Source organism: Anaeromyxobacter sp. K, assembly GCF_000020805.1.
GTDB lineage: Bacteria > Myxococcota > Myxococcia > Myxococcales > Anaeromyxobacteraceae > Anaeromyxobacter > Anaeromyxobacter dehalogenans.
In genome coordinates this window covers 2,915,668-2,928,888 of the sequence record NC_011145.1, presented here as the reverse complement: position 1 = coordinate 2,928,888, position 13,221 = coordinate 2,915,668, and the positions used below count along the sequence as shown (strand labels likewise).

The following is a 13,221-nucleotide window of genomic DNA, read 5'->3' as shown; positions in this document are numbered from 1 at the left end:
TCCCCGTTCCACAGGAGAGCCCAGCATGCCCCAGGTGCAGCGCGTCCCGATGCGCGCGGTCAAGAACGTGGTCCTCATCGCGCACGACAGCCGCAAGCAGGACCTGCTGGAGTGGGTGAAGTACAACCGGCCGGTGCTCCGCGAGCACCGGCTGTTCGCCACCGGCACCACCGGCGGGCTGGTGCAGGCGCAGACCGACCTCCCGGTGACCCGCTTCAAGAGCGGCCCGCTCGGCGGCGACCAGCAGGTCGGCGCGAAGATCGCCGAGGGCGAGCTGGACGTGCTGGTGTTCTTCTGGGATCCGCTCGAGCCGCAGCCGCACGATCCGGACGTGAAGGCGCTGCTGCGGATCGCGGTGCTCTACAACATCCCCACCGCGTGCAACCGCGCCACCGCCGACTTCCTGGTGGCGTCGTCGCTGTTCCACGGTGAGTACGAGCGGATCGTGGAGGACCACGCCGCGAAGCGGCAGGCCTGGCTGGCCGGCCAGGGCCGCCGGTAGCCGGGGCCGCCGGCGCCGGCGCCACCGGACGGCGCCGCGCCGGCGGGCGGATCGGGGCGGGAGCGCTACAGCTTCAGCGTCCCCTTCACGCCGATCTGGAACCAGCTGTGGAAGCTCCGGTCGTGGATGCGGCCGGACTCGTCACCCCAGCCCGGCACCGACACGTCGTAGCTCGTGTACTGCCCGGCGCTCCACGAGACGAACGGGCCCATGGTCAGGTAGGGCGAGAGCGCCAGGTCGAGCCCCACCTCCAGCATCGGGAACTCGAAGCCGGCCCAGCTGAACTCGGCGATGGTGCCGGTGCCCGGCTCGTACGCCTCCGCGTTCAGCACCTCCAGGCCCATCCCGAAGCCCACCCAGGGATCCACGATCTGGTACGGCTGCAGGTGGAACTGCACGTCGAAGCCGAAGCGGATGTCCGAGCCGTCGCAGGAGCGGCCCGGGACGCAGAAGTCCTTCGAGATCGAGGCCGGGGCGAGCTCGAGGTAGATGCCGCCCCAGACCGCCGGGTTGAAGCGGTAGCCCAGCTCGAGCCAGATCGGCACCTTGTGCCGGACGAGATCGTCGAGCTTCGGGTAGAGCGGCGCGCCGGTGGCGTCCACCTCGTCCGAGATGTCGCCGGACGGCGCGCCGTACGCGAGGCGCGCGGACAGCGTGAGCCCCTGCTCGCGCGGCCCGGCGGGCGCGCGCGGCGGCGGCCGGCGGGGATCGTACTGGCCGGCGGCCAGCGCGGGCAGGGCGGCGACGACGAACAGGGCGAGCAGGCGGTTGCGCATGGTTCCTCCGCGGCGCCGTGGGGCGGGCGCGCCGCGATGATAGCGCGACCGCCGCCCGTCTACTCGACGTTCATGCCCGGCTGCCAGCGCAGCACGGGCTTGCGCGCCGCGCGCGTCTCGTCGAGGCGTGCGCGGACGGGCCGGGTGGGCGCGGCACGCACCGCCTCCGGATCGGCCTTCGCCTCCTCGGCGATGGCCTTCATCGCCGCGACGAACGCGTCCAGCGTCTCGCGCGACTCGGTCTCGGTCGGCTCGATCATGAGCGCGCCGTGCACCACCAGCGGGAAGTAGATGGTGGGCGGGTGGAAGCCGTGGTCGATGAGGCGCTTCGCCACGTCCATGGTCGTGACGCCGGCGTCCTTCTGCTGGGCGTCGTCGAACACCACCTCGTGGAGCGAGTCGGTGGCGTAGGGCAGGTGGTAGGTGCCCTCCAGCTGCTTGCGCACGTAGTTCGCGTTCAGCACCGCCAGCTCGGCGGTGGCGCGCACGCCCTCCGGGCCGTACTCGCGGATGAGCGCCCAGGCGCGCACGAACATGCCGAAGTTGCCCCAGAACTCGCGCAGCTTGCCGACCGTGGCGGGCCGCTCGCGCGCCTCGGTGACCAGGCGGTACCGCTCGCCCTCCTTCACCACCAGCGGGAGCGGCAGGTACGGCGCGAGCGCCGCCTTCACCGCCACCGGGCCCGAGCCCGGGCCGCCGCCGCCGTGCGGCGTCGCGAACGTCTTGTGCAGGTTGTACTGCATGACGTCGAAGCCCATGTCGCCGGGCCGCGCCACGCCGAGCAGCGCGTTCATGTTCGCGCCGTCGCCGTACACCAGCCCGCCCTTGGCGTGGACGATCGCGGCGATCTCGGCGATGTGCGACTCGAACACGCCCAGCGTGTTCGGGTTCGTGATCATGATGGCCGCGACGTCCTCGTCCATGGCGGCGCGGACCGTCTCCGGGTGGAGGCGGCCGTCGGGGCCGGAGGCGAGCTGCACCACCGCGTAGCCGTTCAGCGCCGACGACGCAGGGTTGGTGCCGTGCGCGGTGTCGGGGATGAGCACCTTCTTGCGCGGGTTGCCGCGCGCCGCGTGGTACGCGCGGATGAGCATGAGGCCGGTCAGCTCGCCCTGCGCGCCCGCGGCGGGCGCGAGCGTGGTGGCGTCGAACCCGGCGATCTCGGACAGCGCCCGCTCCAGCCGGTACATGAGCTCGAGCGCGCCCTGCGCCAGCTCGGCGGGCGCGAGCGGGTGGAGGTCGGCGAAGCCGGGCAGCCGCGCCAGGGCCTCGCTCGACTTCGGGTTGTACTTCATGGTGCAGGAGCCGAGCGGGTAGAACCCGGTGTCGATGCCGTGGTTCCAGGAGGAGAGCCGGGTGAAGTGCCGGACCACCTCCAGCTCGGACAGCTCCGGCAGCCCGTCCACCGCCGGCCGCACCAGCGCGGCGGGGAGGTCGCCCGCGTCGAAGTCGGCGGGGGGCGGCGGCAACGAGACGCCGCAGCGCCCGCGGGAGCCGTGCTCGAACACGAGCGGCTCCTCGTAGGCGAGGCCGCGCACCGCGCCGCCCAGGCCGGGCGCCTCGGCCGCGGCGCCGCCGCCCTTCGCGTCCTGCTCCATGCTGGGCTTCCAGCCGGTCGGGTTCGCCATGGCTAGCTCCTCACCGTGCTCGCGAAGAGCTGGATGAGCTCGGGGCCGTGCAGCTCGGTCGCCGCGCAGAGCAACGCGCCCTTCGCGTGCGGCGCGTCCGGGTACCAGCGCGCCAGCGGCGCGCCGGCCACGATGCCGCGCTTCGCGAGCTTCGCCACCACCGCCTCCGCGTCGCCCACGTCGAACACCTGCTCGTTGAAGTACGGCCCGGAGAGCACCGGGCGGCAGCCGGCCCGCTCCATCGCGTCGCGCAGCATGCGGGCGCGCCCGTGGTTCAGGCGCGCCAGCTCGGCGAGGCCGCGCTTGCCGAGGAGCGACAGGTGGATGGTGGACGCCAGCGCGCACAGGCCGGAGTTGGTGCAGATGTTGGACGTGGCCTTCTCGCGGCGGATGTGCTGCTCGCGGGTGGAGAGCGTGAGCACGAAGCCGCGCCGCCCCTGCTTGTCCACCGTCGCGCCCGCCACGCGGCCGGGCATCTGGCGCAGGCTCTTCTCGCGGGTGGCGAAGAAGCCCGGCGCCGGGCCGCCGAAGGACATGGGGTTGCCGAAGCTCTGGAACGTGCCCACCGCGACGTCCGCGCCGAGCGCGCCGGGCGCCTGGAGGAGGCCGAGCGAGACCGCCTCGGCGGTGGCCGAGACGGTGAGCGCGCCGGCCGCCCGGGCGATGGCGGCCGCCTCGGGGAGCGCGTCCACCACGCCGAGGAAGTTCGGGTAGCCGAGGATGACGCAGGCGGTCCGGCCGTCCACCGCCTGCGCCAGCGCGGCGAGGTCGGTGCGCCCGTCGGCGCCGAACGGCACCGTGACGATCTCGTCGCCGGTCGAGCGCAGGTACGTGGCGAGCACCTTGCGGTACTCGGGGTGCAGCGCGGCGGAGACCACCACCTTGTCGCGCCCGGTGATGCGGCCGGCCATGAGCGCCGCCTCGGCGGTGGCGGTCGCGCCGTCGTACATGGACGCGTTCGACACGTCCATGCCGGTCAGCAGGCACACGAACGTCTGCCACTCGAACAGCACCTGCAGCGTGCCCTGCGAGATCTCCGGCTGGTAGGGCGTGTACGCGGTGAAGAACTCGCCGCGGAGCAGGAGCTGGTCCACCACCGGCGGCACGTGGTGCGGGTAGCACCCCGCGCCGACGAACGGCGGGTGGGCCGTCTCGTTGCGCGCCGCCAGGCGGCGCAGCTCGGAGAACAGCGCGATCTCGTCGGCCGCGGGCGGCAGGTCGAGCGGGCGGTCGAGCCGGAGCGCCTGCGGGATCGAGCGGAACAGGTCGTCGACGCGCTCCGCGCCGACGACGTCGAGCATGGCGCGGACGTCGTCCGGGGTGTGCGGGTGGTATCGCAAGGCTTGGCTCCGCGGCGACGGCGCCGCGAGGGAGGGGGACCGCCCGGCGGGCGGCGCTCGGCGCTACTCCTGCTCCTCGACGAACGCCTTGTAGGCGGCGGCGTCCATCAGCGCCTCGAGGTCCTTCGGATCGGACGGCTCGATGGTGATCATCCAGCCCTCCTCGTACGGATCCTCGTTGATGGTCTCGGGCGCGTCGGAGAGCGGGTCGTTCACCTCGATCACCTTGCCGGAGATCGGGGCGAACAGCTCGGAGACGGCCTTGGTGGACTCGACCACGCCGAACGACTCGCCCTTCTTGACGGGGTCGCCGACGTCCGGGAGCTCGACGTAGACGACGTCGCCGAGCTGCTGCTGGGCGAAGTCGGTGATCCCGACCACGATCGCGCTGCCCTTGCGGCGCGCCCACTCGTGCTCGCGCGTGTACCTGAGGTCCTCGGGGATTTCCATGGTCGTCTCCGTCACTTGCGAGTGTAGAACGGCGTCTTCACGGCCTTGGCCGCCGCGGCCCGGCCGCGGATCTCGACTGCGAAGGTGGAGCCCTCGGCGGCGAGCGCGGGGGGCACGTAGGCGAGCCCGATGGCGGTGCCGAGCGACGGGCTCTTGGTCCCGCTGGTCACGTCGCCCACCTTGCGGCCGTCCTGCAGCACCGGGTAGCCGTGCCGCGGGATGCCCGCGTCGGTGAGCTGGAACCCCACCAGCTTGCGCGAGAGCCCCTGCTCCTTCTGCTTGAGCAGCGCCTCGCGGCCGATGAACTCGCCCTTGTCGAGCTTCACCACCCAGGCCAGCCCGGCCTCGAGCGGCGTGGTGGTCTCGTCCATGTCCGAGCCGTAGAGGCGGTACGCCATCTCGAGCCGCAGCGAGTCGCGGGCGCCGAGGCCGCAGGGGGCGATGCGCTCGGGCACGCCCGCCTCCATGAGCGCGTCCCAGAGCCGCGGGCCCAGGTCGGCGCGGCAGAACAGCTCGAAGCCGTCCTCGCCGGTGTAGCCGGTGCGGGCCACGATGCAGCGGACGCCGGCCACCTCGCCCTCGCCGAAGCGGTAGCTGCGCATCGCCGAGAGGTTCACGGTGGTGAGCCGCTGCAGCAGCTGGGCGGCGAGCGGCCCCTGGAGCGCGAGCTGCGCCCAGTCGTCCGACTCGTTGCGGACGTCGGCGCCGGCGGCGTGGCCCGCCAGCCACTCGAAGTCCTTCTGCCGGTTGCCGGCGTTGACGCAGACGAGCAGGTCCTCGGCGGAGCGGCGGTAGACCACCACGTCGTCCACGATGCCGCCGGAGTCGCGGCACAGGCAGCCGTACTGCGCCTGGCCGTCGGCGACCTTGGAGAGGTCGTTCGTGAACAGCCGGCCGAGCGCCGCGAGCGCCCGCGGGCCGCGGAACACGACCTCGCCCATGTGCGAGACGTCGAACAGGCCGACGCGGGTGCGGACGGTCTCGTGCTCGGCGAGGATGCCCGAGTACTGGACCGGCATCTGCCAGCCGGCGAACTCCACGATCCGTGCGCCTGCGCGGACGTGCGTGTCGTGAAGGGGCGTGCGCAGGGCCATGGGCGCCTCGGGTGGGGATGGGCGGGCGGATTCTATCGGGGCTGACCCGGGGGTCAAGCGCGCCAGGACGTGGGATTTCGCGCCCGGCGCGCCCGAGCAGTAGCCGCTCGCGCCAGGGTCCGCAAGGTGCCATCGCGCGTTCCTGGCAGCACCGGAAGGGGCTGGGGCGCGGGCGCACGTCCGCACGGACGGGCCATGGCTGGACGCCGCGCGCTCACCGGCACGCGACCGGCTCGCACCGCCCCGCCCCGCTGGCCGCGCAGCAGTACAGCGCGGTGCCGTCGTCCGACTCGAAGCGGTAGCGCCAGCCGCCGTCCCCCACCTCGAGCACGCCGAACCCCCAGCGCACCGACGCGAACAGCAGCTCGGCGCCCGGCGCGGAGATCTCGCGGAAGCGCTCGGCGCCGCGGGCGCGGGAGCCGTTGCCGGACACGAGCACGTCCACGCCGCCCGGCGTCCGCAGGTGCTGCAGGTCGTGATCGTGGCCGGCGAGCCAGGCCCGGATCCGGCCCTGGCCGGCCGCGAGCAGGCGATCGACGCGCGCGAGGTACTCCGGCGTGGCGTCGTCGTGGTGCGAGCCGGCGGTGACGGCCGGGTGGTGGCCGACCAGGAAGCAGGCGCGCGCGTCGCAGCCCGCGGCCGCCGCCGCCACGAACGCCTCCTCGTCGGCGAAGGTGAAGCCGCCGTAGTCGCCCTTCAGGAGGTTCGTGTCCACCACGATGAAGCGGGCCGGGCCGCGGTCGACGAGGTGGTGGCGGCCGGGCATGGCCCAGAGCGGCGAGGCGTGCGCCACCTCGAGGCAGGCCTTGCGTCGCGCCGCGGTGGCCGGCTCCACGCCCGGCACCGCGCAGCTCCCGGCGGTGGCGACGTCGTGGTTCCCGAGCGCGAGGTGGATGGGCACGCCCGCGAGCGGCGCGAACGCGTCCTCGAAGCGCGCGAAGGTCGGGTCGGCCGGGCCGGCGTACCCGGCGGCGACGGTGTTCCCGTCGTCGGCGAAGCGGCAGTCGGCGGCGCCGGGGAGGGTGGCGTCCGGCCCGCAGTTGTAGACGTTGTCGCCGGGGGCGACCGCGAGGTCGAACGGCGCCCGCCGGTGCGCCGCCGCCATGCCGTCGGAGATGGCGCGCTGCTGGCAGTTCGGCTCGCCGATGTCCGCGACGTGCAGCACGCGGAGCAGGGGCGAGAGGGGCGGAGCGGCCGCCGGCGCGCGGGCCGCGCCGCTCCGGTAGGTGTAGTCGAGGTCGACGCAGGTGCAGCAGCCGGCGGCGCCCACCAGCGCCACGGCCATGGCCGCGAGCGCCCGGGCGCAGCGCCTCACCGCGCCGTCCGCTTCGCCAGCTCCACCGTGTTGACGAGCAGCATGGCGCGCGTCATGGGGCCGACGCCGCCCGGCACCGGCGTGATCGCCGAGGCGCGCGCGGCGGCCCCCGCGAACTCCACGTCGCCCACCAGCTTCCCGTCGGCGAGGCGGTTCATGCCGACGTCGATCACCACCGCGCCCTCCTTGACCCAGGCGCCCTTCACCAGCTCGGCCTTGCCGATGGCGGCCACCAGGATGTCGGCGCGGCCGACCTCCCCGGCGAGATCCGCGGTGCGGGAGTGGGCGATGGTCACGGTGGCGTGCCGCTCGAGCAGCATCATCGCCATGGGCTTGCCGACGATGTTGGAGCGGCCGACCACCAGCGCGCGCTTGCCCTTCGGATCGACCTTCGCCTCGTCGAGCATGCGCATCACGCCGGCGGGCGTGCAGGGGCGGGGCACGCCGGCGATGCCGATCGAGAGCGCGCCCACGTTGAACGGATGGAAGCCGTCGGCGTCCTTGGCGGGCGAGATGGCGTCGAGCACGGCGCGCTCGTCCACGTGCTTCGGCAGCGGGAGCTGCACCAGGATGCCGTGCACCGCCGGGTCGGCGTTCAGCCGCGCGATGAGGGCGAGCAGCTCCGCCTGCGTGGTGGTGGCCGGGAGGTGGTGCTCCACCGAGGTGATGCCAACCTCCTCGCAGTCCTTGCGCTTCCCGCGCACGTAGATCGCGGAGGCGGGGTCGTCGCCCACCCGGACCACGGTGAGGCCCGTCTGCACGCCGCGGGCGGCCAGCGCGCGGACCTCGGTCGCCACCTCGCCCTTCACCTTCGCCGCGATCTGCTTGCCGTCGATGAGGTTCATGAGGCGCGCGAGTATAGAGCACGCCGCGCGCCCGTGTCCCCCATCCTGGACGCTTGTGGCGCGCCCGGCGCGTGCGAACCGTGCTCGGCGGACCACCCCTCGCTCCCGACCACGCCCGGAGGCCGCCATGGCTCTCTACCGCTTCCTGTTCGCGCCCGCCCTCCTGCTGGTCGCGGCCGCGCTCGGCGCGGGCGCGGAGCGGCGCTCCGCCGCGGCTCCCCCGCTGCCGCCTCCGGCAGAGGTGAGGCCGTTGCCGGTCGCCGTGCCCGAGCCGCCGAGCCTGGTCCCGCCGGCGGCGCCCGCCGCGCCGCGTCCCGCCACCGCCGCGCTCCGGGCGCGCGCGACCGGACGCCGCTGACCGCCGCCGCCGACGGCCGACGCCGCCGACCGACGCCGCCGCCGACCGACGCCGCACCTCCCGCGCCCGGGGTATCATCGGGCCGCGCCCGGAGCCCGGGCCGCGGGAGGCGTCCATGGAGCGCTGCACCACCTGCTCGACCCCGCTCGCCGACGGCGGGCGCTGCGTGACCTGCGAGGCCGCCGCCGAGGGCCTCGCCGTGCTCACCCGCTCCGGCTACGCGTCGGTGCGCGAGGTCATGTCGCTCCTGGAGGCGGAGGGGCTCGCGCCGGAGATGGAGAAGGTCCCGCCGGGCCGGCCGGAGGAGGCGCACCACCCGCTGTGGAACCTGTACGTCCCGCGCGACGAGCTGGAGCGCGCCCAGGCGTTCCTGCGGCGCGACTGGGCCGGCCTGCTCGAGGACCCGGACGCCGCGGCCGCGGCGGCGCGCGGCGCCGAGGGGATCGACCTCGACGCCGGCGGCGAGATCGCCTGCCCGGCCTGCGGCCACCGCTTCGCCGTGCAGGGCGCGGGGGAGGTGGAGTGCCCGGAGTGCGGCCTCGGGCTCGGCGCGCCCGGCGAGTCGGCGCCGGACGAGAACGGGTAGCCGCGTCCGAGAAGCGCTGGCGTGCCTCGCGCCGCGGCGGTATCTCGGGCCGATGGCACGCGAGCTCTCGGACCTGCACATCCACGTCGGCGGCGCGGTGGCGCCGCACATCCTGTGGTCCATCGCCCACGACCAGGGCTTCAAGCTGCCGGTCGCGAGCTACTGGGAGTTCAAGGAGCTGATCTCGGCGCGCCCGGGGAAGGTGCGGTCGCTGGACGAGTACCTGGCGGTGATGCACGAGTGGACCGAGAAGATCCAGTCGTCCCCGCAGGCGATGGAGCGCAGCGTCTACGAGGTCATCGGCAAGGAGTACCGCTCGTCGCGAGTCTCGCTCATCGAGCTGCGCTTCAACCCGATGAAGCGCAACGTCGGCGGCGAGCGCGACCTCGACCACATCATCCACGCCGCGCTGCGCGGGATGGACCGGGCCGTCCTCGAGTACGGCGTGCAGGCCGGGCTCATCTTCTGCCTGGCGCGCGAGTTCCCCGCGCACCTGAACGAGATCCTGGTCGAGAAGGCCATCAAGTACCGGCGGCGCGGCGTGGTCGGCATCGACCTGGCGGGCACCGAGCGCCACGCGCTCGAGCTGATGCCGGAGGAGGTCGGGCGCTACCGCGAGCTGTACGCGCGGGCGCGGCGCGCCGGGCTGAAGACGACCGTGCACACCGGCGAGACCGCCACCACCGGCGCCGAGGGGGTCCGGGCGGTGGTGGAGCAGCTCGAGCCGCACCGCATCGGCCACGGCATCTGCGCGGCGCGGGACGAGAAGGTCATGGACCTGCTCCGCGAGCGCGGCGTGGTGCTGGAGATCTGCCCCAGCTCGAACCTCGCCACGCGGGCGGTGGGTTCGATCGAGGAGCTGGGGCAGGTGCTCGCGCGCTTCTGGGATCGCGGCGTGCGGTTCACCATCAACACCGACGGCCCGTACCTGCTCGACACGAACATGCGCGCCGAGGTGCGCCTGCTGCGCGAGTCCGGCGTGCTCGCGGAGGAGCAGATCGACCAGGCCCTGCGGTGGGCCCGGGAGGCCACCTTCATCGGCGAGCTGCCCTGACGAGGCGCGCGTTGAATACGGCCGGGGGCGCGCGCGTACGTCCTCGCAGCGGGAGCGCGCGGATCGACCGCGGCCCCGCGCCGGAGGTACCCCAAATGAAGAATATCCTGCGCATCGTCTCGGCCCTCGCCGTGCTCGGCCTCGTCTCCCCCGCGTTCGCCGAGGAGCCGAAGGCCGCGGAGCCGGCCCCGGCCGCGCCGGCCGCCGCGGAGGCCGCGAAGCCGGCCGCCAAGCCTGCGACGCACAAGAAGCACCACAAGGCGACGGCGAAGAAGGCCACCCCGAAGGCCGCCGACACGGCGACCGACAAGGCGGCCCCCGAGGCAGCCCCGGTGGCGAAGTAGCCGAGGCGGATCCCCACGGAGGGGCGCGGCCGGCGGTGCCGGCCGTGCCCTTCCGCCTGTCCCTCGACGCCGCCCCGCCGGCGGCGGAGCAAGGCTCGGGATGAGCGGGGCGGGGACGGCGCCCGCGGCGCGCTGCTAGTCCGGGTCGCGCACCAGCAGCGCCGAGAGGTGCTCGGGCCGTGCGGTGCCCCCCTCCGCGATCGGGGCCAGCTCGGCCGCGCGCGCCCGCGCCAGCTCCAGCAGCAGCGCGCCGGCCTGGCCGGCGGAGGCGAGCCGCGGGTCCTCGATCTCGGCGAGCGCCCGCGCCGCGCCCGGCAGCTCCGCGCGCGCGACGGGATCCGGCCGGAAGGCGCGGCCCAGCCGCTCGTTGGCGAGCGCGGTGAGGTAGAGCGTCGAGAGGCGCGGCGCGAGCGGTCCCTCGGCGCGGCCGCCGGCGAGCCCCAGCGCCTGCGCGAGCCCGGCCAGCCCCTCGGCGAGGTCGAGCGCGGCGGCGGTCCGGTCCAGCTCGGCCGCGGCGAGGAACCGGCGCGGCTCGTGCGCGGCGGCCGACATCGTGCCCCACTCGTCCCGCGGCGCCTCCAGGCCCGGGAAGTAGCGCGGGCGCTTCGCGGCGAGCGACGCCACCGCCTCGCCCAGCGGCGCGTCGAGCAGCGGCGCCGCGCGGGTCCCCGCGCCGCCGCCCGCCAGCAGCCGCTCGGCCCGCCACTTCAGCTCGAGGACGCGCCCGAACCCTTCCTGGAACAGCCGCTTCACCGGCGTCTCCGCCAGCACCTGGGCGGCGCGATCGGGATCGGCGCCGGCGAGGCGGGCCAGGCCCAGCTCCAGCATGGCGCGGGCGGCGGCGAACGCGCCGCGCACCGCCTGGAGGTCGGAGGGGTCCACCTGGTCCGCGACCAGCACCGCGTTCGCCGCCGCGACGATCTCGCGCTCCAGCACCTCGCGCTCGCCGGCCGGGAGCGCCGCCGCGGCGCGATCCAGCGCCGAGCCACCGCCGAGCGTCGCCAGCAGGAACCCGGGCGGCCGCGCCGGGGGTGGGCCGGCGGGGCGGGCCGGCGCGCGCGGCGGCCGGGCGAACCAGGAGAGCGCCTCCTCCAGCGAGGGGAAGCCGAGGTCGGCGAGGCGGCCGGTGCGCCATCGCAGCCCCGTCTCCTCCAGCTCGCTGGGCAGCTCGCCCCGGATGGCCGAGAGCAGCCGGGTCGCCTGGAACGCGTCGCGCGCGTAGAGGTCGTCGAGCAGGCCGCGCACCGCCAGGTACTCGGTGCCCTCCACCTGGAACTCGACCACGAAGCGCCCCTCGGGCGTCCGCATGAACCGGTCGGAGACCAGCTCCGGATCCGGGTCCTCCTCGAGGTCGTGCAGGTGGAGCGCGTCGCGCAGCACCAGGTACAGCACCTCGCGATCGAGCGCGTCCAGCTTGCGCGTCCAGCGCGCCGCGGCCTTCGGGTCGAGGTGCGCGCCGGCCCGGGCGATCCGGAGCCAGGGGAGGGCGCGGCGCGGCTCGAACGCGCCGCCGCGCCACGCGTCGAGATCGAGGAACGTCTTGAACTGCTCGGGCGAGGCGAGCTGGACCAGCAGCGCCGCGTCGCCGAGCCCGATGTCCCGGATCGTGAAGTAGAGCTCGTCGGCCGGCAGCGCGCGGACCAGCGCCTGCGGATCCCGCGCCTCCAGCACCAGGTCGAGCCGCCGCTTCCCCTGCGCCGCGGCCAGCGCCGCCCGCGCGCGCGAGAGCTCCTCCGGTGCGAGCGCCTTCTCTTCCTTGGCCATCGTCCCTCCTCCTCGATCAGCGGGGGCGCGGGCGCGCCTTCGGCCGGGCCGCGCGATCCACCGCGTCGCGCACGCTCCAGCCGCACCCCTCCAGCAACTTCCGGGCGCGCGCCTCGCCCACCCCGGCGAGCGCCGCGACGTTGCGCACCGCCCGGCGGCGCAGCTTCTCGCTGGCCGGCGCCAGCGCCACCATCCGGCCCCCGCGCACCGCCCCGAGCCGCACGAACGCGGCGGTGCTCACCAGCCCGAGCGCCATCTTCGCGGCCGTCCCCGCCTTCATGCGGGTCGAGCCGGCGACCAGCTCCGGCCCGGTCTCGAGCACCACACGCAGGCCGGTCCGGGCGCGGGCGGCCGGGTTCGAGGTGAGGAGGGCGGTCCGGGCGCCCCGGCGGCGGGCCTCCTCGAGCGCGCCGAGCACGAACGGCGTGGTGCCGGACGCGCTCACCCCGACGACCAGGTCCCGGGCCCCGGCGCGCGCGCGGCGCACCGCGGCGGCGCCGGCCGCGCGGTCGTCCTCGGCGCCCTCCACGGCGCGGGTGAGCGCGCGGCGGCCGCCGGCCACCAGCGCCAGCACGCGGCGGGGGGAGACGCCGAACGTGGGCGGGCACTCGGCCGCGTCGAGCGCGCCGAGCCGTCCGCTCGTGCCGGCGCCGGCGTAGACGAGCCGCCCGCCCGCGCCGAGCGCGGCGGCGGCGGCCTCGACCAGGCGGGCGAGCGAAGGCAGGGCACGGCCCACCGCGCGCACCGCCTCCCGGTCGCCCTCGTGGAGACGGGCGAGGAGGCGGCCCGCGGGGAGCCGCTCGAGATCCGAGCCTCTGGGGTGGGGCGCCTCGGTGACCGGGAGGCTGCGCATCCCGCCGCGCGCGCCCAGGAACCTCGTTACGCCTGCGCGGACGCCGTCGGACGCCCGCGGCCCGCCTTCACGACCTTGCCGGCCTTGAGGCAGCGCGTGCACACGCGGATGTGCCGGATCTCGCCGGCCAGGTTGGCGCGGACCGAGCGGAGGTTCGGCAGGGAGCGCGTCTTGTTCTTGTTGTTGGCGTGGGAGACGGTGTTCCCGACGAGCGGGCCCTTCCCACAGATCTCGCAGCGGCGTGCCATGGTCTCTACTCCGAAAACCAAAAGGAGCGCGGGATATTACAGAGTGGCCCGCGAAAGGCAAGGG

15 protein-coding genes are annotated in these 13,221 nt (G+C 75.1%); 5 read left to right on the top strand and 10 right to left on the bottom strand.

Features of this window, described 5'->3' with window-relative positions; genetic code table 11:
- The first annotated feature begins 25 nt into the window (after nt 1-25).
- Nucleotides 26-502, top strand: a complete 477-nt coding sequence (locus tag ANAEK_RS13190; protein WP_012526632.1) for a methylglyoxal synthase — start codon at nt 26-28, stop codon at nt 500-502.
- Between the two features lie 65 nt (nt 503-567).
- Here ANAEK_RS13190 and ANAEK_RS13185 read toward each other — a convergent pair whose 3' ends face one another.
- The 7 genes from ANAEK_RS13185 to folD all read right to left on the bottom strand — a co-directional run bounded on the left by ANAEK_RS13185 (nt 568) and on the right by folD (nt 7,950).
- On the bottom strand, nt 568-1,278 hold the full coding sequence (locus tag ANAEK_RS13185; protein WP_012526631.1) for a hypothetical protein: 711 nt from the start codon (nt 1,276-1,278) through the stop codon (nt 568-570).
- Nucleotides 1,279-1,337: 59 nt separating this feature from the next.
- The gene (gcvPB, locus tag ANAEK_RS13180) at nt 1,338-2,906 is read right to left on the bottom strand and encodes an aminomethyl-transferring glycine dehydrogenase subunit GcvPB (RefSeq protein WP_012526630.1); all 1,569 of its coding nucleotides are present in this window, start codon (nt 2,904-2,906) and stop codon (nt 1,338-1,340) included.
- Nucleotides 2,907-2,908: 2 nt separating this feature from the next.
- Nucleotides 2,909-4,246: an aminomethyl-transferring glycine dehydrogenase subunit GcvPA gene (gene gcvPA / locus ANAEK_RS13175; RefSeq protein WP_012526629.1), complete on the bottom strand. Its 1,338-nt coding sequence runs from the start codon at nt 4,244-4,246 to the stop codon at nt 2,909-2,911.
- Between the two features lie 63 nt (nt 4,247-4,309).
- Nucleotides 4,310-4,696, bottom strand: coding sequence for a glycine cleavage system protein GcvH (gene gcvH / locus ANAEK_RS13170; RefSeq protein WP_012526628.1), 387 nt, complete (start codon nt 4,694-4,696; stop codon nt 4,310-4,312).
- 11 nt (nt 4,697-4,707) lie between these two features.
- Nucleotides 4,708-5,790: a glycine cleavage system aminomethyltransferase GcvT gene (gene gcvT / locus ANAEK_RS13165; RefSeq protein ID WP_012526627.1), complete on the bottom strand. Its 1,083-nt coding sequence runs from the start codon at nt 5,788-5,790 to the stop codon at nt 4,708-4,710.
- A 214-nt stretch (nt 5,791-6,004) separates the two neighbouring features.
- Nucleotides 6,005-7,105 carry a metallophosphoesterase gene (locus ANAEK_RS13160; RefSeq protein ID WP_232288210.1) on the bottom strand — a complete coding sequence of 367 codons (1,101 nt, stop codon included), beginning with the start codon at nt 7,103-7,105 and terminating at the stop codon, nt 6,005-6,007.
- The gene (gene folD, locus ANAEK_RS13155; protein ID WP_012526625.1) at nt 7,102-7,950 is read right to left on the bottom strand and encodes a bifunctional methylenetetrahydrofolate dehydrogenase/methenyltetrahydrofolate cyclohydrolase FolD; all 849 of its coding nucleotides are present in this window, start codon (nt 7,948-7,950) and stop codon (nt 7,102-7,104) included. Before folD ends, ANAEK_RS13160 begins: the two co-directional genes overlap by 4 nt.
- Before the next feature lie 127 nt (nt 7,951-8,077).
- Between folD and ANAEK_RS13150 the strand changes: the two genes are divergently transcribed.
- The 4 genes from ANAEK_RS13150 to ANAEK_RS13135 all read left to right on the top strand — a co-directional run bounded on the left by ANAEK_RS13150 (nt 8,078) and on the right by ANAEK_RS13135 (nt 10,292).
- The gene (locus ANAEK_RS13150) at nt 8,078-8,308 is read left to right on the top strand and encodes a hypothetical protein (RefSeq protein WP_012526624.1); all 231 of its coding nucleotides are present in this window, start codon (nt 8,078-8,080) and stop codon (nt 8,306-8,308) included.
- 115 nt (nt 8,309-8,423) lie between these two features.
- Nucleotides 8,424-8,894, top strand: coding sequence for a hypothetical protein (locus ANAEK_RS13145; protein WP_012526623.1), 471 nt, complete (start codon nt 8,424-8,426; stop codon nt 8,892-8,894).
- Between the two features lie 52 nt (nt 8,895-8,946).
- The gene (locus ANAEK_RS13140) at nt 8,947-9,948 is read left to right on the top strand and encodes an adenosine deaminase (RefSeq protein ID WP_012526622.1); all 1,002 of its coding nucleotides are present in this window, start codon (nt 8,947-8,949) and stop codon (nt 9,946-9,948) included.
- Between the two features lie 95 nt (nt 9,949-10,043).
- The gene (locus ANAEK_RS13135; RefSeq protein WP_012526621.1) at nt 10,044-10,292 is read left to right on the top strand and encodes a hypothetical protein; all 249 of its coding nucleotides are present in this window, start codon (nt 10,044-10,046) and stop codon (nt 10,290-10,292) included.
- A gap of 135 nt (nt 10,293-10,427) precedes the next feature.
- On the opposite strand, the gene ANAEK_RS13130 is transcribed toward ANAEK_RS13135, so the two are convergent.
- The 3 genes from ANAEK_RS13130 to rpmB are packed head-to-tail and all read right to left on the bottom strand — an operon-like array spanning nt 10,428 to nt 13,157.
- Nucleotides 10,428-12,056, bottom strand: coding sequence for a DUF6178 family protein (locus ANAEK_RS13130; RefSeq protein ID WP_012526620.1), 1,629 nt, complete (start codon nt 12,054-12,056; stop codon nt 10,428-10,430).
- Nucleotides 12,057-12,072: 16 nt separating this feature from the next.
- Complete coding sequence (locus ANAEK_RS13125; RefSeq protein WP_012526619.1) at nt 12,073-12,909, bottom strand: N-acetylmuramic acid 6-phosphate etherase; 837 nt, start codon at nt 12,907-12,909, stop codon at nt 12,073-12,075.
- Between the two features lie 26 nt (nt 12,910-12,935).
- The gene (gene rpmB, locus ANAEK_RS13120; RefSeq protein WP_012526618.1) at nt 12,936-13,157 is read right to left on the bottom strand and encodes a 50S ribosomal protein L28; all 222 of its coding nucleotides are present in this window, start codon (nt 13,155-13,157) and stop codon (nt 12,936-12,938) included.
- Nucleotides 13,158-13,221 lie beyond the last annotated feature (64 nt).

Excerpts from the sequence above, each read along its gene's own strand:
- gcvPB (WP_012526630.1), bottom strand. The coding sequence starts at position 2,906 with ATGGCGAACCCGACCGGCTGGAAGCCCAGCATGGAGCAGGACGCGAAG.
- ANAEK_RS13130 (WP_012526620.1), bottom strand. The coding sequence starts at position 12,056 with ATGGCCAAGGAAGAGAAGGCGCTCGCACCGGAGGAGCTCTCGCGCGCG.
- ANAEK_RS13135 (WP_012526621.1), top strand. The coding sequence starts at position 10,044 with ATGAAGAATATCCTGCGCATCGTCTCGGCCCTCGCCGTGCTCGGCCTC.
- folD (WP_012526625.1), bottom strand. The coding sequence starts at position 7,950 with ATGAACCTCATCGACGGCAAGCAGATCGCGGCGAAGGTGAAGGGCGAG.
- gcvT (WP_012526627.1), bottom strand. The coding sequence starts at position 5,790 with ATGGCCCTGCGCACGCCCCTTCACGACACGCACGTCCGCGCAGGCGCA.
- ANAEK_RS13185 (WP_012526631.1), bottom strand. The coding sequence starts at position 1,278 with ATGCGCAACCGCCTGCTCGCCCTGTTCGTCGTCGCCGCCCTGCCCGCG.
- gcvH (WP_012526628.1), bottom strand. The coding sequence starts at position 4,696 with ATGGAAATCCCCGAGGACCTCAGGTACACGCGCGAGCACGAGTGGGCG.
- ANAEK_RS13140 (WP_012526622.1), top strand. The coding sequence starts at position 8,947 with ATGGCACGCGAGCTCTCGGACCTGCACATCCACGTCGGCGGCGCGGTG.
- ANAEK_RS13145 (WP_012526623.1), top strand. The coding sequence starts at position 8,424 with ATGGAGCGCTGCACCACCTGCTCGACCCCGCTCGCCGACGGCGGGCGC.
- ANAEK_RS13125 (WP_012526619.1), bottom strand. The coding sequence starts at position 12,909 with ATGCGCAGCCTCCCGGTCACCGAGGCGCCCCACCCCAGAGGCTCGGAT.
- ANAEK_RS13190 (WP_012526632.1), top strand. The coding sequence starts at position 26 with ATGCCCCAGGTGCAGCGCGTCCCGATGCGCGCGGTCAAGAACGTGGTC.
- rpmB (WP_012526618.1), bottom strand. The coding sequence starts at position 13,157 with ATGGCACGCCGCTGCGAGATCTGTGGGAAGGGCCCGCTCGTCGGGAAC.
- ANAEK_RS13150 (WP_012526624.1), top strand. The coding sequence starts at position 8,078 with ATGGCTCTCTACCGCTTCCTGTTCGCGCCCGCCCTCCTGCTGGTCGCG.